This window comes from Stenotrophomonas pavanii (genome assembly GCF_900101175.1).
Taxonomy (GTDB): domain Bacteria; phylum Pseudomonadota; class Gammaproteobacteria; order Xanthomonadales; family Xanthomonadaceae; genus Stenotrophomonas; species Stenotrophomonas pavanii.
The window spans coordinates 149,096-167,225 of sequence record NZ_FNFQ01000010.1 but is presented as its reverse complement, the minus strand read 5'-3'; the positions used below and the strand labels follow the sequence as shown (position 1 = coordinate 167,225).

Sequence of the window (18,130 nt, the reverse complement as noted above, 5' to 3'; positions counted from 1 at the left end):
TCCACCGATCACGGGGAAAGGAGTGCAACGACATGGTACGGATGAAGTGGACGGGCAGGGCAATGCTGGCGGTCGCACTGGCTGCCGCGGTCGCACCGGCGCTGGCCTGCACGCGGGCGGTGTACCTCGGCGACAACGGTGATGTGATCACCGCGCGTTCGATGGACTGGAAAGTCGATGTGGCGACCAACCTCTATGTGCTGCCACGCGGCATCGCGCGCACCGGCCAGGCTGGCCCGAAGTCGCTGGCCTGGACGGCGCGCTATGGCTCGGTCGTGGCCACCGGCTACGACGTGTCGACCACCGACGGCATGAACGAAAAGGGCCTGGTGGCCAACCTGCTGTGGCTGGTCGAATCGGAGTATCCGAAGCAGCGTGGCAACAAGCCCGGACTGGCCATTTCGCTCTGGGCGCAGTACGTGCTCGACAACTTTGCAACCGTTGGCGAGGCGGTGGCGGCGTTGGAGCGAGAGCCGTACTCGATCGTCACCGACAAAGTGCCGGGCGAAGACCGCCAGGCGACGCTGCACCTGTCGCTGTCCGATGCCACAGGCGACAGCGCCATCGTCGAATACATCGGTGGCCGCCAGGTGATCCACCATGACCGCCGTTACCAGGTGATGACCAATTCGCCGATCTTCGAACAGCAGCTGGCGCTCAACAGCTACTGGCAGCAGATCGGCGGCACCGTGATGCTGCCCGGCACCAACCGCTCGGCCGATCGCTTCGCGCGAGCTTCGTTCTACATCAACGCCATTCCCAAGTCCGAAGACCCGGTGGTGGCGCTGGCCAGCGTGTTCAGCGTGATCCGCAATGCATCGGTGCCCTACGGCATTACCACGCCGGGCGAGCCGAACATCTCCTCCACGCGCTGGCGTACCGTGGCCGACCACAAGCGGCGCTTGTACTTCTTCGAATCGGCACTGACCCCGAACACGTTCTGGGTCGACCTCAACAAGGTGGATTTCGGCGGCAAGGTGCTCAAGCTCGATCTCGGCCCGGACCAGCGCAACACCTATTCCGGCAATGCGCTGGGCCAGTTCGTGCCCAGTGCACCGTTCACCTTCCTGGGCGTGGACGGTTAGTCCGGCGCCCGGTCAGGCACGACCCGCCACCGATCGCGGGAGCCATCGCGTGTGGAGGCGCGCCCGCGTTGCAGGGATATCCCGGCACGCGCACACTCGGCGCATGGGCGCGATCTTCCACCTGCGGCAGTACGGCCAGGCCACCGGCCTGGATCGCCACGACTATGCGCAGTGGGTGTTGCCGCTGCAGGGCGAGCTGCAGTTCGAGATGGAGGGGCGCGGGGGGCGCTTGGACCTGCTGCAGGGCGCGTTCGTTGCAGCGGGTGAGGCCCACGACCAGATGGCAGACGGTCCCAACGGTTTCGTGATTGTCGACTGCCCACCCGGCGTGCTGGATGACGCAACCCAGGAACACCTGTCCCGCCAGCGCTGGCTGCACCTGCCGCTGGCGTTGCGCCAGTGCCTGGCGCAGGTGCGTGCGGGCCAACCGTTGCCGCCCCTGCTGCCGCAGTTGCTGCAGGTGTTTGCGCCCGCCGGTAGTGGCGCGCGCATGCAGGGCCTGTGCGCGGCGGTGCAGGCCGACCCCGGGCAGGCGTGGCCGGTGGCGCGCATGGCCGGCTTCGTCGGTGTCAGCGAGAGTCGCTTGCATGCGCTGTTCCAGCGGGAATTCGGGCTCGGTCCGCAGGCATGGCTCAGTGCGTGCCGGTTGCGCTGGGCCAAGCATCAGCTGCGCACCAGCGCCGCGCCGATCAGTGATATCGCACTGGCCGCAGGCTATTCCGAGCAGAGCGCATTGACCCGTGCGCTGCGCCGCGAATGTGGCCAGACCCCCGCTGTGTGGCGAAGGGGCGCCACCTGACCTGTGGAGCCGGGCCCATGCCCGGCTCCCGAGTCGAGGCGACTCCGCATGCGCACAGCCGGGCAGGGCAGTAGCCTCGGTCAAGAGCGCCCACTGTGCAACGCATACACTGCGTGGCCTGTTCTCTCCCCCGAAGTATCCGAATGCGCAACAACCCGATGGCCCTGGGCATCGCCAACGGCATTGCCGCCGGCGCGCTGTGGGGCGTGGTCTTTCTGGCCCCCGCCGTGCTGCAGTCGTTCAATGCGCTGCAGCTGTCGGCTGGCCGTTATCTGGTCTACGGCCTGATTGCCGTCGCGCTGCTGCTGCCGCGCTGGAGGCGGCTGGCGCCACGGCTGGGCCGCGCCGAATGGTTCGGCCTGCTGTGGCTGAGCCTGGCCGGCAACCTGGTGTACTTCCTGCTGCTGGCCACGGCCGTGCAGTGGGCCGGTGGCGCTGCGGCATCGCTGATCGTTGGCCTGATCCCGGTGGTGGTCACGCTGGTCGGCGTGCGCGAGCAGGGCGCCGTGCCGCTGAAGCAGCTGCTGCCGGCGCTGGGCCTGTGCGTTCTGGGGGTCGCTCTGGTCGGCTGGGAGTCGCTGATGTCCGAGCATCTGGCCACGCCGTGGCGCCAGCGCGTGGTCGGACTGCTGTGCGCGTTCGGCGCGCTGTTCTCGTGGGCGCTGTACTCGATCGGCAACAGCCGCTGGCTGGCGCGCAGGCCGGATCTGTCCAGCCATGACTGGTCGCTGCTGACCGGCGTCACCACCGGTGGCCTGGCGCTGCTGCTGGTGCCGATGGCCTTCATCGGCCCTGGCGACCACACGGCGGCGCAGTGGGGTGGCTTCTGGGCGATCAGCGCCGGCGTGGCAGTGGTGGCCTCGATCCTCGGCAACGCGTTCTGGAACCGTGCCAGCCGCCTGCTGCCATTGACCCTGACCGGGCAGATGATCGTGTTCGAAACGCTGTTCGCGCTGCTGTATGCCTTCGCCTGGCAACAGCGTTGGCCGTCGCTGCTGGAAGCACTGGCGATCGTGTTCCTGGTGGCCGGCGTGATGCTGTGCGCGCATGCCCACCGCACGCCGCGGGCGATCGCCGAACATGCCGGCTGAATCCGGTCGACAAGCGTGCTGATGCGCGCTTGGTCTCAGTTGCAACCAAATACGCGCACGTTGGCCGATGATCGCGGCAGTGGTCTTTTGCGGTGCAACACTTGACAGCAGGCCCATGCGCAGTGTTTTCTGTGCGCCATGGTCCTTGATGCCGCCCACGCCAGCCTGATCGCCCCCGCCACTGCGGGCCGTTCGACTGCGCCGGTCGCCACCACCACCATTACCACCACCACCGTCACCACTGCCCTGGTGCGGCCCGTCGTCTTCGTGTAACTCCCGAAAACCACGGCCCCGCACCATCCAGGTGGCGGGGAAACTCGACACCTGCATGCGACGGGGCCTCCTGCCGAGGTCTGCATGTCTTCCCACGCCCCCGCCCATCCCGTTGCCCCGGCCGATCTGGCTGCGCCGTCCACTGTCGTGCACAAGTTCGGCGGCACCTCGGTGGCCGATGCCGAACGCTATCGCCATGTTGCCGGCCTGCTGCTGGCCCGCCCCGAACCGCTGCAGGTCACTGTCGTCTCGGCGATGAAGGGCGTCACTGACGCGCTGATCGATCTGGCGCAGCTGGCGGCCAAGGGCGACGAAGGTTGGCGCGAGGCGTGGCATGCCCTGCGCGCGCGCCATCGCGGCGCCGCCGTGGCGCTGCTGGGCGAGCAGGTCGGCGAGACGGTCGAATGGATCGACGCCCGCTTCGATCAGCTGGCCGAAGTGCTGGCGGCGCTGGCGGTGATCGGCGAGCTGCCGCGCGAAGTGCTCGACCGCGTGCAGGGCCTGGGCGAAGTGTTTTCCGCACAGCTGCTCGGCAGCCACCTGCGTGCCCTGGGCGAAGACTGTGCCGTGCTCGATGCCCGCGATGTGCTGGTGGTCGGGCATGGCGAACTCGGCGTGGATGTCGATTGGGAGGCCAGTGCTGACCGGCTCGCCAGGTGGCGCCTGCAGCATCCGCAGTCGCGGCTGGTGGCCACCGGCTTCGTCGCGCGCGACCGCGATGACCGCATCACCACCCTGGGCCGCAATGGCAGTGACTACTCCGGAGCGATCTTCGCCGCGCTGTTCAATGCCGATGAACTGCACATCTGGACCGACGTCGACGGCGTGCTGTCAGCCGATCCGCGGCTGGTGCCCGAAGCCGTGCAGCTGGAATCGCTGAGCTACGACGAGGCCTGCGAACTGGCCTACTTCGGCGCAAAGGTGGTGCACCCGCAGACGATGTCGCCGGCCATCCGCCTCGGCCTGCCGATCTTCATCCGCAACACCTTCCAGCCGGCGCACCCGGGAACGCGCATCAGTGCAGAACGCTCGCCGCGTGGGCCGGTGAAGGGCCTGACCCTGAGCCCCGGGCTGTCCCTGTTGAACCTGGAGGGCACCGGCCTGATCGGCGTGCCCGGTACCGCCGAGCGCGTATTCGCCGCGCTGCGCCAGGCGCAGGTATCGGTGGTGATGATCTCGCAGGGTTCGTCGGAGCATTCGATCTGCTGCGTGGTACGCGCTGCCGAAGCCGGCCGCGGCCGCGAGGCCCTGCTGCACGCGTTCGCCCACGAGCTGTCGGTGGGCCAGGTGCAGCGCGTGCAGGTCAGTGACGGTGTGAGCGTGCTGGCGGCGGTCGGCGATGGCATGGCCGGCCAGCCGGGCGTGGCCGCGCGCCTGTTCGAAGCGCTGGGGCGTGCGCAGGTGAACATCCTGGCGATCGCGCAGGGCTCGTCCGAGCGCAACATCTCCGTGGCCGTGGACAGTGCCGATGCCACCCGTGCGCTGCGCGCCGCGCATGCGGGTTTCTGGCTGTCGCCGCAGACCTTCGCGGTGGGAGTGATCGGACCGGGCAATGTCGGCGCCGCGCTGCTGGACCAGTTGCTGGCCGCCCGTCCGCAGCTGCTGGCCAAGGCCAACGTCGACCTGCGCCTGCGCGCCCTGGCCTCGCGTTCGCGCATGCGGCTGGAGGCGGATGGCCTGCATGCGGACTGGCGCGATGCCCTGCAGCAGGCGGGTGAGCCCAGCGATCTGGATCGCTTCACCGAACACCTGTTGGCCGCGCACCTGCCGCATGCGGTGGTGATCGACTGCAGTGGCAGTGCCGAGGTGGCCGAGCGCTATGAGGGCTGGCTGGCAGCCGGCATCCACGTGGTCACCCCGAACAAGCAGGCCGGCGCCGGCCCGTTGCCGCGCTACCAGCGCATCCGCGCCGCGGCGGCGGCCAGCGGTGCGCGGTTCCGTTACGAGGCCACGGTGGGCGCGGGCCTGCCGGTCATCACCACGCTGCGCGACCTGGTCGATACCGGCGACGAGGTACTGGCCATCGAAGGCATCTTCTCCGGCACGCTGGCCTGGCTGTTCAACCGCTTCGATGGCAGCCAGCCGTTCTCCGCGCTGGTCGCGCAGGCGCGTTCGATGGGCTACACCGAGCCGGACCCGCGCGATGACCTGTCCGGCGTGGACGTGGCGCGCAAGCTGGTCATCCTTGCCCGCGAGGCCGGCCACGCGCTCAGCCTGGAGCAGGTGCAGGTGGAAAGCCTGGTGCCGGCGCTGCTGCGCGACGGCGGCGTGGACGACTTCATGGCGCGGCTGGGCGAGTCCGACGCCAGCCTGCTGCAGCGCCTGCAGGAAGCGCGGGCGCGCGGCGCGGTACTGCGCTATGTGGCGCGGCTCGGTGCGGACGGTGCCTCGGTGGGCCTGCAGGAACTGCCGGCCGACCACGCCTTCGCCAACCTGCGGCTGACCGACAACGTGGTGCAGTTCCGTACCCGTCGCTACTGCGACAATCCGCTGGTGGTGCAGGGGCCGGGCGCGGGGCCGGAAGTCACGGCGGCGGGCGTGTTCGCTGACCTGCTGCGGGTGGCCGCCGGTGAAGGAGCACGCCTGTGATCGCACGTGCGTTCGCGCCTGCCTCGGTGGCCAACGTGGCGGTCGGCTTCGACATTCTTGGCCATGCGCTTGCCGGTGTCGGCGATACCGTAAGCGTGCGCCGTCTCGATGAGCCGCGGGTGCGCATCGACGCGATCCGTGGCAGCGCCGTCGCGCTGCCGCTGGATGCGGCCGGGAACACCGCCGGCGCAGCGTTGATGTCGCTGCGCGCGGGGCTGGGCCTGGAGTTCGGTTTCGCGGTGGAGATCGACAAGGGCATTCCGTTCGGCTCCGGCATGGGCGGCTCGGCAGCGTCGTGCGTTGCTGCACTGGTGGCCGCCAATGCGCTGCTCGATGTGCCGCTGCCACGCGAGGCGCTGTACCCGTTTGCGCTGGACGGCGAAGCCGTGGCCAGTGGTGGGCGCCACGGCGACAACGTGGGACCGCTGCTGCTGGGCGGGCTGGCATTGTGCACCGCCGACCGCCTGCTGCCGATTCCGGTGCCGGCCGCCTGGCACAGCCTGCTGGTGCATCCGCACGCAGTGCTGGAAACCCGGCTTGCGCGCCAGGCCCTGCAGGGCAGCTATGCGCTGGCTGAATTCGTGGCACAGAGCGCGAACCTGGCGCTGGTGCTTGCCGGCTGCCATCGCAGCGACGCCGGGCTGGTCCGCGCGGGGCTGCGCGATGTGCTGGTGGAGCCGCGCCGCGCTGGCCTGATCGGCGGCTTCGAGGCCGCCCGCGATGCGGCGCTGTCGGCGCAGGCGATGGGCGCAGGTATCTCCGGTGCCGGCCCCAGTGTGTTTGCCTGGTTCGAGGACGCCGACCAGGCCCGTGCCGCCGCTGCACCGGTGCAGGCTGCATTTGCCGCCGCCGGTTTCGACAGCGACGCCTGGGTGTCGCCGCTGGATGCGCCGGGAGCCCGGCTGTGCTGAATCCTTCCCCCCTACTGGATACCGACCCCATGCACTTTGTTTCGACCCGCGGCCAAGCTCCGGCCGTTGGCCTCAGCGCCGCGATCGCTGCAGGATTGGCACCCGACGGCGGGCTGTATGTGCCCGCCACCCTGCCGGCGGCACGTGAGCTGCAGGCCGGGGCGACGCTGGCCGATACCGCCGCGGACCTGCTGGCACCGTTCTTCGCCGCTGACGCGCTCGAGGCCGCGTTGCCGTCGATCTGCCGCGAGGCGTTCGACTTCCCGGTGCCGCTGCGTGCACTTGGCAACGGCGACCATGTGCTGGAGCTGTTCCATGGGCCGACGGCGGCGTTCAAGGACATCGGCGCGCGTTTCCTGGCCGGAACGCTGTCGCGGCTGCAGGCCGGCAAGGACCGCGACCTGACGATCGTTGTCGCCACCTCTGGCGATACCGGTGCCGCCGTGGCGGCAGCCTTCCATCGCCAGCCGGGCGTGCGTGTGGTGGTGCTGTACCCGGATGGCCGCGTGTCACCGCGGCAGGCGCATCAGCTTGGCTGCTTCGGCGACAACATCCAGGCGCTGCGTGTGGCCGGGGCGTTTGACGATTGCCAGGCCATGGTCAAGCAGGCGCTGGCCGACCGTGACGTGCAGGCGCAGGTGCCGCTCAGCTCGGCCAACAGCATCAGCCTCGGCCGCCTGCTCCCTCAGATGAGTTACTACGCACATGCGGCGTTGACCCACTACGCAGCGCATCGTCGTCGGCTCAATCTGGTGGTGCCGACCGGCAATCTGGGCAATGCGATGGCCGCAGTGCTGGCGCGCGCGCTGGGCGTTCCGATCGGGCAGATCGTGCTGGCGACCAATGCCAATGCGGTGCTGCCGGCGTACTTCAACGGTGGCGACTATCAGCCGCAGGCCAGTGTGGCCACGGTTGCCAACGCAATGGATGTGGGGGCGCCAAGCAACTTCGAGCGCCTGCGCTGGCTCTATCACGGTGATGATGCCGAGCTGCGCGCTGCCTTCCGCGCGTTCGCGGTGGATGACGTGACCATCCGCGCGACGATTGCCGCAGCGCATGCCAGCAGCGGCGAACTGTTCTGCCCGCACACGGCGACGGCGGTGAAGGTGTTGCAGGACCTGCGTGCGCGCGGTGCCAAGGGCGACTGGGCGGTGGTGGCCACGGCGCATCCGGCCAAGTTCGAGGCGGTGGTGGAGCCGTTGATCGGCGGCCCGGTAGCGGTGCCGCCGGCATTGGACGCGTTGCTGCAGCGACCGGCGCATGCCGAGCCATTGGCGGCCGATTACGCGGCGTTGCGTGAGGTGTTGATGCGTTGATCGCAGATGGAGGATGCCACACGGGTAGTGCCGGCCGCTGGCCGGCAACCCCACGAACCGCGATGTCGTCAGATCAATCCTTCACCGGCTAGCGTGCGCAGCCCGTCCTCGTCGAGGATCTCCACCACGTTCAGGTGGGGCAGGGCGATCAGCCCCTGTTGGCGCAGCTTGGTGAAGGTGCGGCTGACCGTTTCCATGGTCAGGCCCAGGTGGTCGGCGATATCGCCGCGCCCCATCGGCAGCGATACGCGCAGGCCGTCACCGCCGAGCCTGGCCTCGCGTGCGGCCAGGCGCAGCAGGAAATCGGCCAGCTTCTCGGCCGGCTGCAGGCGTGCCAATGCCAGCGCCGCATCCTGGGCGGCGTCCAGTTCCTGGCAGGCGCGCTGCAGCAGCTTGCGCTCCAGATGCGGGAAGCGGCTGCGCAGCGCCTTCATCTGTGGCAGCGCGACCCGGCAGACGCGGCTGTCGGCGATCGCTTCGATGTCGTAGCGGTGGTGATCGCTGCCACTCAGCCCGAGGTAGTCACCGGGCAGCACGAAGCCGCTGATCTGGCGCCGGCCGTCGGCCAGGGTGCGAACCAGGCGCAGCGCGCCGCCGGTCAATGTATAGACATGCTGGCGCTCCTCGCCGGTGCGGGCCAGGGTGCTGCCCATGCCGACCTGCTGCGAAACGGTGACCTGTTCCAGCGCCTGCACTTCATCGGGCGACAACGCCGAGCACACCGCAAGGTGGCGAACCGAGCAGTGCAGGCAGTCCAGCGTGATGCAGGACGGCGCGGCGGGATCGTTGTTGGCGGGCGGAGCGCCGGAAGGCCGTGACATGTTGCGGGGGCGTATCGCGGGCGGGGAGGGCCTTATGATACTTCAAGCGGCCGTTCGACCCTGCCGGAGGCGGGGGCGCTAGAATGTCGCCCCCTCCCACGTCCCGTTCCAGCAGGAGTTCCGCCCGTGATCAAGCCCCGTACCCCGCCCGGCACCCTTGAGCTGCTGCCGCGCGAGCAGATTGCGTTCCAGCGCATGCTGGACGTCATCCGCCGCAACTACGAGCGCTTCGGGTTCCTGCCGGTCGAGACGCCGGTGTTCGAACTGTCCGACGTGCTGCTGACCAAGTCCGGTGGCGAGACCGAGCGTCAGGTGTATTTCGTGCAGTCCACCGGTGCGCTGGCCAATGCGGCCGAATCGGGCGACCGTTCGCTGCCGGAAATGGCGCTGCGTTTCGACCTGACCGTGCCGCTGGCGCGCTACGTGGCCGAGCACGAACACGAGCTGACCTTCCCGTTCCGCCGCTACCAGATGCAGCGCGTGTACCGTGGCGAACGCGCCCAGCGCGGCCGCTTCCGCGAGTTCTACCAGTGCGACATCGACGTGATCGGCAAGGACAGCCTGAGCGTGCGATACGACGCCGAAGTGCTGGCAGTCATCCACGCGGTGTTCTCGGAACTGCGCATCGGTGACTTCAGCATCCAGCTGAACAACCGCAAGCTGATGCGCGGCTTCTTCGAAAGCCTGGGTGTGGCCGAAGGCGAGCGCCAGCTGGCGGTGTTGCGCGAAGTGGACAAGCTGGACAAGCGCGGCGCCGATTACGTGCGCGAGACGCTGGTGGGCGAGGGTTTCAACATCCCGGCCGAACAGGTCGAGAGGATCCTGGCGTTCGTAGCCGTGCGTTCGCAGGGGCATGCCGATGCGCTCGGGCAGTTGGCTGCCCTTGAAGCCGACGCCGGTTCTTCGGAGATCCTGCGCACTGGCGTGGCCGAACTGCGCGAGGTGCTGCAGCTGGTGCAGGCGCTGGGCGTGCCGGAAACCGCGTACTGCCTGAACTTCTCCATTGCGCGGGGCCTGGACTACTACACCGGCACCGTCTACGAGACCACGCTGACCGACCATCCGCAGATCGGCTCGATCTGCTCGGGCGGCCGCTACGAAGACCTGGCCAGCCACTACAGCAAGTCGAAGCTGCCGGGCGTGGGCATCTCCATCGGCCTGTCGCGCCTGTTCTGGCAGCTGCGCGAAGCCGGCCTGATCGACGGCATCGAGGCCAGCAGCGTGCAGGCACTGGTGGCACTGATGGACGAGCAGGGCATGCCGCAGTCGCTGGACATCGCGCGCCGCCTGCGCGCCGGTGGCATCAACACCGAAGTGCAGATGGAGCCGAAGAAGATCGGCAAGCAGTTCCAGTACGCGGCCAAGGCCGGCATCCGCTTCGTGGTGCTGGCCGGCGAGGACGAGCTGGCGCGTGGCGTGGTGGCGGTGAAGGACCTGCTGCGCGAGCAGCAGTTCGAAGTCTCCCGCGACGAGCTGGCCAGCACCCTGCAGGTGGAGCTGGAGCAGTCGAAGGTGATGTAACGGCCTTTGGCAGGAGGCAGCGCTTCAACGAAACGCCCACCACCCGGTGGGCGTTCTGGTTTCCGCGCCCCGTTCCGGTCGAGGGCGGGGGCGGTCCGGAACCCGGCTGTGCCGTTGCTCCGCCCTCTGCGTGTACGCGGCAGCCGCCCTGCCGCCCCCCAAACCCTGCATTTGACGCACCGCGCAAGAATGCGCTAATGTACTAACGCGCTATTACATTGATGCATGGATCCGACCCCGTGAAAGCCCGCCCCGAGATTGCCGCCAAAGACCCCAAGGCCGACCTGGAAGCCCTGGCCCGGGCCTTTGCCGCCCTGCGCGAGCCGGAGCAGGTCGAGGCCTTCCTGCGCGACCTCTGCACCCCGGCCGAGCTGGAGGCCATGGCCGACCGCTGGAAGGTGGTGCCATTGCTGCAGCAGGGCGTGCCGTACCGCGAGATCCACGAGCGCACCGGCGTCAGCGTGACCACCACCGGACGGGTGGCGCGCACGCTCGAGCATGGCCATCGAGGCTATGCCGCTGCCATCGACCGCCTTGCCCTGCGCTGATCCGCGCCCCGTTCCGAACTTCGAGACCTCCCCCATGAGTGCAACCCAGGCAGCGCCGGCACGAGACCGGCTGCGTATCGCCATCCAGAAGAGTGGCCGGCTGGCCGAGCCCGCCCGCAACCTGCTGAGCGCGTGTGGCCTGAGCTGGCGTGAGAGCCGCGACAAGCTGTTCTGCTATGGCGAATCGCTGCCGGTGGACCTGCTGCTGGTGCGCGACGACGACATTCCCGGCCTGATCGCCGACGGCGTCTGTGACCTCGGCATCGTGGGCCGCAACGAGCTGGACGAGCAGGCCGCGGCGCGGCGCCAGATCGGGCTGCCCGATGCCTACCAGGCGTTGCGCGGGCTGGGCTTTGGCCAGTGCCGGCTGATGCTGGCAGTGCCCGAGGAGTGGCAGTGGCAGGGACCGGCGCAGCTGGCCGGTACCCGCATCGCCACCAGCTACCCGGCCATCCTCAAGCAGTGGCTGGCCGAGCAGAACGTGGATGCACAGGTGGTCGAGCTGTCCGGTTCGGTGGAAATCGCACCGCGCCTGGGCACGGCCGACCTGATCTGCGATCTGGTTTCCAGCGGCGCGACACTGCGCGCTAATCAGCTGACCCCGGTACACAACCTGCTCGACAGCGAAGCAGTGCTGGCCGGCGCGGTGCGCGTACCGGATGATGCGCGCGCATCGCTGCGCGCGATGCTGCTGCGCCGCCTCGACGGCGTGGTGCAGCGCCAGGACCGCAAGCTGCTGATGTTCCGCGCCAGCGAGGATCGCGTCGACGCGCTGGCGCAGCTGCTGGCCGATGCCGAGCCGCTGGTGCGGCTGCCGGCCGATGGCGGCGCGCTGCGCCTGCAGACCATGTGCCCGGGCCCGCTGAGCTGGCAGCGCATGGAAGAACTCGAGCGCGCCGGCGCGCAGGGCCTGATGGTGTTGAGCGTGGAGCGGTCGCTGGCATGAACCGTCTGACCTGGTCCCGACTTGATGAAACCGCGCGCCGCGCCGCGCTGACCCGCCCGGTGCAGACCGTGGCGCAGCAGACCCGCGACGCGGTGGCTGCGCTGATCGCGCAGGTGCGTGCGCAGGGCGACGACGCGCTGCGTGCGATCACCGCGCGTTTCGATGGTGTCGAGCTGTCGTCCTTTGAGGTGAGCGAAGCCGAATTCGCCGCTGCCGAAGCCGCCGTGCCCGCCGAACTGCGCCAGGCCATGGTGGATGCCGCCGAGCGCATCGCCCGCTTCCACGCCGCCGGCATGGGCAAGGGATACGCGGTGGAGACCGCGCCGGGGGTGCTCTGCGAACGCATGCTGCGCCCGATCGGACGGGTAGGGCTCTACGTGCCGGCCGGCAGCGCGCCGCTGCCGTCCACCGCGCTGATGCTGGGCGTGCCGGCGCAGCTGGCCGGCTGCCCGCAGGTGGTGCTGTGCACGCCGCCGCGTGCCGATGGCACGGCTGATCCGGCGGTGCTGGTAGCCGCGCGGCTGACCGGCGTGCAGCGCGTGTTCAAGCTGGGCGGTGCGCAGGCGATCGCCGCGATGGCCTATGGCACGGCCAGCATTCCGGCCTGCGACAAGCTGTTCGGGCCGGGCAACAGCTTCGTGACCGAAGCCAAGCAGCAGGTCGCACAGGACGGCGCCGCCGCCATCGACATGCCGGCCGGTCCCTCGGAAGTGCTGGTGATCGCCGATGCCGGCGCCAATCCGGCGTTCGTCGCCGCCGACCTGCTGTCGCAGGCCGAGCACGGCCCGGATTCGCAGGTGCTGCTGCTGACCGACGATGCGGCGATGCTGGCCGCGGTCGAAGCCGAGGTGGAGCGCCAGGTCGCCCTGCTGCCGCGCCAGCAGATCGCACGGCAGGCCTTGTCGGCGTCGCGGCTGATCCTGGTCGATGCGTTGGCCGAGGCGTTCGCGATCAGCAACCGCTATGCGCCCGAGCACCTGATCCTGGCCCTGCGCGAACCGCGCGCGTGGCTGGACAAGGTGCAGGCAGCCGGCTCGGTGTTCCTGGGGGATTACACCCCCGAGGCATTGGGCGACTACTGCAGCGGCACCAACCACGTGCTGCCCACCGCCGGTGCCGCGCGCGCCTACAGTGGTGTCAGCGTGGCCAGTTTCCAGAACCTGATCAGCGTGCAGAGCGCCAGCGCCGCCGGCCTGGCGGCGATTGGCGGCTGCGCGCGCATCATCGCCAGCGCCGAAGGCCTGGACGCCCACGAGCGTGCGGTGGCATTGCGCATGGAGGCGGCGGCATGAGCGCGGTGATCGAGGACGTGCTGGCGCTGGTGCGCCCGGACCTGCAGGCGTTCGCCGGCTACAGTTCGGCGCGCAGCGCGGCGGTGCAGGGCGAAGTCTGGTTGAATGCCAACGAGTCGGCCTGGGCCAATCCGGCCGATGCCGCGGGCAGCAGCCGACGCTATCCGGAGCCGCAGCCGCTGGCACTGCGCGAGGGCCTTGCCAAGCTGTATGGCGTGCAGGCGCAACAGCTGCTGATCGGTCGTGGCAGCGACGAAGCCATTGACCTGCTGGTGCGCGCCCTGTGCGTGCCGGGCCGCGATGGCGTGCTGGTCACGCCGCCGGTGTTCGGCATGTACGCAGTGTGCGCGCGGCTGCAGGGGGCTGCACTGATTGAAGTGCCGCTGGTGGACAGCGAGGATGGCCTGCGCACCGACCTGGATGCGGTGATCGACGCGGCCAAGGCCCGCAATGCCACGCTGGTGTTCCTGTGCGCGCCGTCGAACCCGGCCGGCAGTGACATCGCGCTGGACGACGTCGAGCGCGTGGCCGTTGCGCTGCGCGGACAGGCGCTGGTCGTGGTGGACGAGGCGTATGTGGAATACGCGCAGCGCCCGTCGGCGACGACGTTGCTGGCCGCGCACGCCAACCTGGCGGTGCTGCGCACGCTGTCGAAGGCGCATGCGCTGGCCGCGGCCCGCATTGGAACCCTGATCGCCGCACCGGAGCTGATTGCCGTGCTGCGCCGCTGCCAGGCGCCGTACCCGGTGCCGACCCCGTGCGCCGAACTGGCCGTGCGGGCACTGCAACCCGACGCGCTGGCGCGCACCGCCGAGCGGGTGGCGACGGTGATCGCCGAGCGCGAGCGCCTGCGTGCAGCCCTGGCCGGCCTGCCCGGCGTGCGCCGGGTGTACGCCTCGGCAGGCAACTACCTGCTGGCGCGCTTCGCCGACGCCCAGGCCGCATTCGATACGCTGCTGGACGCAGGCGTGGTGGTGCGCGACCAGCGCGCCGCGCCGCAACTGGGTGATGCACTGCGCATCAGCATCGGCAGTCCCGAAGAGAATGACCGCGTGCTTGCGGCCCTGTCGGCGCGGAGGGCCGCAGCATGACCCCGATCCTGTTCATCGACCGCGACGGCACCCTCATCGAAGAGCCGTCCGATTTCCAGATCGACGCCTACGAAAAGCTGCGCTTCGTGCCGCAGGTGATCCCGGCGCTGCTGAAGCTGCGCGACGCCGGCTATCAGTTCGTGATCGTCACCAACCAGGACGGCCTCGGCAGCGACAGCTACCCGCGTGCCAGCTTCGACGGCCCCAACGACCTGATGCTGCAGATCTTCGAAAGCCAGGGCATCACGTTCCGTGACGTGCTGATCGACTGCAGCTGGCCGCACGACAATGCGCCGACCCGCAAGCCGGGCATCGGACTGATGACGGCTTACCTGCAGGACCGCAGCATCGACTGGGCGCGCTCGGGCATGGTCGGCGACCGCATCACAGACCTGCAGTTCGCCGACAACCTCAACATCCGGGGCTTCCAGCTGCGCACCGAGCAGTTCGGTGGCGAGTGGGACTGGCCGGGCATTGCCCACGCGCTGGCCGACGCACCGCGTACCGCCGTGGTCCAGCGCAACACGAAAGAAACGAAGATCCGCGTGGAACTGGACCTGGACCGTGCCGGTGATGCACGCATCTCCACCGGATTGCCGTTCTTCGACCACATGCTGGAACAGATCGGCAAGCACGGCGGCTTCGCGCTGGACATCCAGGCCGAGGGCGACCTGCACATCGACGAGCACCACACCATCGAAGACACCGGGCTGGCCCTGGGCCAGGCCCTGCGCGAGGCGCTGGGCGACAAGCGCGGCATCGGGCGCTACGGTTTCACGCTGCCGATGGACGAGACGCTGGCCAGCGCCGCGCTGGACTTCAGTGGCCGGCCATATTTCGTGTTCGAGGGCGAGTTCAAGCGCGAGCGGGTGGGTGACATGCCCACCGAGCTGGTGCCGCATTTCTTCCGCTCGCTGTGCGATGCCAGCGGCCTGAACCTCAACCTGCAGGTGCGCGGCGACAATGATCACCACAAGGTAGAGGCCTGCTTCAAGGCACTGGCGCGCGCACTGCGCCCGGCGCTGGCCCGCCAGGGCACGGCGCTGCCGAGCACCAAGGGGGCGCTGTGAGCGACGTTGCGCTGATCGATGCCGGTGGCGCCAACCTCGGTTCGGTGCGCTACGCACTGGAGCGCCTGGGCGCGACGGTGCGGCTGGTGCGCGATGCGGACGGCCTGGCCGGTGCGCAGCGGGTGATCCTGCCCGGCGTCGGCGCCGCCGGTCCCGGCATGCAGCGCCTGCATGCGCAGGGCCTGGTGGAACCGCTGCAGCGGCTGGAGGTGCCGCTGATGGGCATCTGCCTGGGCATGCAGTTGCTGTTCGAGCGCTCCGAAGAGGCCGGCGTGGAGACATTGGGACTGATTCCCGGGGTGGTGCGCAAGCTGGTGCCGGCCTGTGGCATCCGCGTGCCGCACATGGGCTGGAACCGCCTGCTGCCGCTGCGTGAGTCGCTGCTGCTGCGCGGCGTACCCGAGCGCGCCAGCGCCTACTTCGTGCACAGCTATGCGGCGCCACTGAACACCCACACGGTGGCTGCCTGCGACCATGGCGGCCTGTTCACTGCCGTGGTGGAGCAGGGCCGCTACTACGGCGCGCAGTTCCATCCCGAGCGCTCCGGCGAAACCGGTTCGCTGATGCTGCGCAATTTCCTTGAGGGCACTGCTGCATGAGTTTCATCGTCTACCCCGCGCTGGATATCCGTGATGGCCGCGTGGTGCGCCTGCGCCAGGGCGACTATGCGCAGGAAACCTCCTATGGTGATGACCCGTTGCCGCGCGCGCAGGCCTTCGCCGCGCAGGGCGCGCAATGGATGCACCTGGTCGACCTGGATGCCGCCCGCGCCGGTGGCTACACGCTGGCGCCGCTGCTGGCGGCGATCCGTGCGCACACGCCACTCCAGGTGCAGACCGGCGGTGGCGTGCGTGGCCGTGACGACGTGGCGCGCATCCTCGACGCTGGCGCCGGCCGCGTGGTGGTCGGTTCGCTGGCGGTGCGCCGCCCCGACGAAGTGGTCGGCTGGCTGGGGGAGTTTGGCGCCGAGCGCATCACGATCGCGCTCGACGCGCGCCAGGATGCACAGGGGCAATGGCAGCTGCCGGTGCACGGCTGGACCGAAAATGCCGGGGTGACGCTGGACGAGCTGGCCCAGCGCTACGCGCGCGCCGGCATGCGCTACCTGCTGTGCACCGACATCGCCCGCGATGGCATGCTGGCCGGGCCCAACATCGGCCTCTACCAGCACCTGTCGGCATTGCTGCCGGGCGTGGCGGTGCAGGCGTCCGGCGGCATCCGTGACGTGGCCGATGTGGCCGAGGCCCGTGCCGCTGGCTGTGGCGGTGCGATTCTCGGCAAGGCGCTGCTGGAGCAGCGCATGGACCTGGCGGAGGCGCTGGCATGTTGAGCCGCCGCATCATCCCCTGCCTGGACGTGCGCGACGGCCGCGTGGTAAAGGGCGTGCGCTTCCGCGACCACGTCGACATGGGCGACATCGCCGAGTTGGCGCAGCGCTATCGCGACCAGGGCGCGGACGAGCTGGTGTTCTATGACATCGGCGCCAGTCCCGAAGCGCGTTCGGTGGACGTGGCGTGGATCGAGCGCATCGCGCGCCTGATCGACATTCCGTTCTGCGTGGCCGGTGGCATCGACAGTGTGGAAACCGCGCGCCGCGTGCTGTTTGCCGGTGCCGACAAGGTGTCGATCAATTCGCCGGCGCTGGGCCGGCCGGAGCTGATCACCGAGCTGGCGGACGAGTTTGGCGTGCAGTGCGTTGTGGTGGGCGTCGATTCGGTGCGCGAGGCCGACGGGCAATGGCGGGTGCGTCGTTTCAGCGGCGATCCGGACAAGACCCAGGCGGTGCCGCTGCGCACCCTGGACTGGATCGTCGAAGCACAACGGCGTGGCGCGGGCGAGATCGTACTGAACTGCATGGACAGCGATGGCGTGCGCCGCGGCTACGACGTCGCGCAGCTTCAGCAGGCGCGGGCCCTGTGCCAGGTGCCGCTGATCGCCTCCGGCGGCGCCGGTGCGATGGAGCATTTCGCCGAAGCCTTCGACCAGGCCGACGTCGACGGCGCGCTGGCCGCCAGTGTGTTCCACAGCGGCGCGATCGCCATTCCGGAATTGAAGCGCTACCTGCGCGCACAGCAGATCGAGGTGCGGGATGTCTATTGAAGTGAGGCCCTCTCTGGACGCGTTGCAGGCGCTGGACTGGGGCAAGGGCGACGGCCTGCTGCCGGCGGTGGTGCAGGATGCCGACACCCTGCAGGTGCTGATGCTCGGGTATGTCAGTGCCGAATCACTGGCCGCCACGCTGGCCATCGGCCACATGACCTTCTTCAGCCGCAGCAAGCAACGGCTGTGGACCAAGGGCGAGCAGTCCGGCAACGTACTCGTGGTGCAATCGATCAGCGTCGACTGCGATGCCGATACGCTGCTGGTGATGGCACGCCCGGCCGGTCCGACCTGCCACACCGGTGCCGAGAGCTGTTTCGACCAGGCGCCGAAGGATTTCCTGGGCGGGCTGGGCCAGCTGGTGGCCATGCGCGAGGCGCAGCGCCCGCCGGGCAGCTATACGACCAGCCTGTTCGAGGGTGGCATCCGCCGCATCGCGCAGAAGGTGGGCGAGGAGGGCGTGGAGACCGCCCTGGCGGCGGTGGCGCAGGATGACGAGGCGCTGCTGGGCGAGGCCTCGGACCTGCTGTACCACCTGCTGGTGCTGCTGCGCGCGCGCGGGCTGTCGCTGGATGATGCGCGGGCAGTACTGGAAAAACGCCATCGCTGAAGCGTGGTAGTGCCGGCCGCTGGCCGGCAACCCCCAGATGCCCGACGATCATGAGGTTGCCGGCCAG

General features: G+C 69.3%; 18 protein-coding genes. 17 read left to right on the top strand and 1 reads right to left on the bottom strand.

The window, feature by feature from the left end; all coding sequences use genetic code 11:
* The first annotated feature begins 32 nt into the window (after nt 1-32).
* The 7 genes from BLS66_RS16520 (at nt 33) to thrC (ending at nt 8,064) form a co-directional block, all read left to right on the top strand.
* The gene (locus BLS66_RS16520) at nt 33-1,085 is read left to right on the top strand and encodes a linear amide C-N hydrolase (RefSeq protein WP_074726345.1); all 1,053 of its coding nucleotides are present in this window, start codon (nt 33-35) and stop codon (nt 1,083-1,085) included.
* A 103-nt stretch (nt 1,086-1,188) separates the two neighbouring features.
* Nucleotides 1,189-1,884: a helix-turn-helix transcriptional regulator gene (locus BLS66_RS16515; RefSeq protein ID WP_074726344.1), complete on the top strand. Its 696-nt coding sequence runs from the start codon at nt 1,189-1,191 to the stop codon at nt 1,882-1,884.
* A gap of 143 nt (nt 1,885-2,027) precedes the next feature.
* Nucleotides 2,028-2,975 carry a DMT family transporter gene (locus BLS66_RS16510; RefSeq protein WP_049471306.1) on the top strand — a complete coding sequence of 316 codons (948 nt, stop codon included), beginning with the start codon at nt 2,028-2,030 and terminating at the stop codon, nt 2,973-2,975.
* A 138-nt stretch (nt 2,976-3,113) separates the two neighbouring features.
* Nucleotides 3,114-3,248, top strand: a complete 135-nt coding sequence (locus BLS66_RS21015) for a hypothetical protein (RefSeq protein ID WP_005413160.1) — start codon at nt 3,114-3,116, stop codon at nt 3,246-3,248.
* Between the two features lie 84 nt (nt 3,249-3,332).
* Nucleotides 3,333-5,837 (top strand): bifunctional aspartate kinase/homoserine dehydrogenase I, encoded by a 2,505-nt coding sequence (gene thrA, locus BLS66_RS16505; protein WP_049471307.1) that lies wholly within the window; start codon nt 3,333-3,335, stop codon nt 5,835-5,837.
* Nucleotides 5,834-6,748: a homoserine kinase gene (locus BLS66_RS16500; RefSeq protein ID WP_049471309.1), complete on the top strand. Its 915-nt coding sequence runs from the start codon at nt 5,834-5,836 to the stop codon at nt 6,746-6,748. Before thrA ends, BLS66_RS16500 begins: the two co-directional genes overlap by 4 nt.
* Before the next feature lie 29 nt (nt 6,749-6,777).
* Nucleotides 6,778-8,064 (top strand): threonine synthase, encoded by a 1,287-nt coding sequence (gene thrC, locus BLS66_RS16495; RefSeq protein WP_074726343.1) that lies wholly within the window; start codon nt 6,778-6,780, stop codon nt 8,062-8,064.
* Nucleotides 8,065-8,132: 68 nt separating this feature from the next.
* On the opposite strand, the gene BLS66_RS16490 is transcribed toward thrC, so the two are convergent.
* Nucleotides 8,133-8,885, bottom strand: coding sequence for a Crp/Fnr family transcriptional regulator (locus BLS66_RS16490; protein ID WP_049471312.1), 753 nt, complete (start codon nt 8,883-8,885; stop codon nt 8,133-8,135).
* A gap of 126 nt (nt 8,886-9,011) precedes the next feature.
* Between BLS66_RS16490 and hisS the strand changes: the two genes are divergently transcribed.
* From hisS to hisIE, 10 genes are all read left to right on the top strand, one after another.
* Nucleotides 9,012-10,406, top strand: coding sequence for a histidine--tRNA ligase (gene hisS, locus BLS66_RS16485; protein WP_074726342.1), 1,395 nt, complete (start codon nt 9,012-9,014; stop codon nt 10,404-10,406).
* A 221-nt stretch (nt 10,407-10,627) separates the two neighbouring features.
* Complete coding sequence (locus BLS66_RS16480; RefSeq protein ID WP_074726341.1) at nt 10,628-10,954, top strand: YerC/YecD family TrpR-related protein; 327 nt, start codon at nt 10,628-10,630, stop codon at nt 10,952-10,954.
* Nucleotides 10,955-10,988: 34 nt separating this feature from the next.
* Complete coding sequence (hisG, locus tag BLS66_RS16475) at nt 10,989-11,900, top strand: ATP phosphoribosyltransferase (RefSeq protein ID WP_021202834.1); 912 nt, start codon at nt 10,989-10,991, stop codon at nt 11,898-11,900.
* Complete coding sequence (hisD, locus tag BLS66_RS16470) at nt 11,897-13,192, top strand: histidinol dehydrogenase (protein WP_074726340.1); 1,296 nt, start codon at nt 11,897-11,899, stop codon at nt 13,190-13,192. The genes hisG and hisD overlap by 4 nt, the downstream gene beginning before the upstream one ends.
* Nucleotides 13,189-14,283, top strand: a complete 1,095-nt coding sequence (gene hisC, locus BLS66_RS16465; protein ID WP_074726339.1) for a histidinol-phosphate transaminase — start codon at nt 13,189-13,191, stop codon at nt 14,281-14,283. The genes hisD and hisC overlap by 4 nt, the downstream gene beginning before the upstream one ends.
* Nucleotides 14,280-15,353 carry a bifunctional histidinol-phosphatase/imidazoleglycerol-phosphate dehydratase HisB gene (hisB, locus tag BLS66_RS16460; RefSeq protein WP_053462805.1) on the top strand — a complete coding sequence of 358 codons (1,074 nt, stop codon included), beginning with the start codon at nt 14,280-14,282 and terminating at the stop codon, nt 15,351-15,353. Before hisC ends, hisB begins: the two co-directional genes overlap by 4 nt.
* Entirely contained in the window at nt 15,350-15,952 is a 603-nt protein-coding gene (hisH, locus tag BLS66_RS16455; protein ID WP_049471324.1) for an imidazole glycerol phosphate synthase subunit HisH, read from the top strand. Before hisB ends, hisH begins: the two co-directional genes overlap by 4 nt.
* Complete coding sequence (gene hisA / locus BLS66_RS16450; protein WP_074726338.1) at nt 15,949-16,683, top strand: 1-(5-phosphoribosyl)-5-[(5-phosphoribosylamino)methylideneamino]imidazole-4-carboxamide isomerase; 735 nt, start codon at nt 15,949-15,951, stop codon at nt 16,681-16,683. Before hisH ends, hisA begins: the two co-directional genes overlap by 4 nt.
* The gene (gene hisF, locus BLS66_RS16445) at nt 16,677-17,453 is read left to right on the top strand and encodes an imidazole glycerol phosphate synthase subunit HisF (RefSeq protein WP_053462807.1); all 777 of its coding nucleotides are present in this window, start codon (nt 16,677-16,679) and stop codon (nt 17,451-17,453) included. The genes hisA and hisF overlap by 7 nt, the downstream gene beginning before the upstream one ends.
* Nucleotides 17,443-18,063, top strand: coding sequence for a bifunctional phosphoribosyl-AMP cyclohydrolase/phosphoribosyl-ATP diphosphatase HisIE (gene hisIE, locus BLS66_RS16440; protein WP_014037012.1), 621 nt, complete (start codon nt 17,443-17,445; stop codon nt 18,061-18,063). Before hisF ends, hisIE begins: the two co-directional genes overlap by 11 nt.
* The last annotated feature ends 67 nt before the right edge of the window (nt 18,064-18,130 follow it).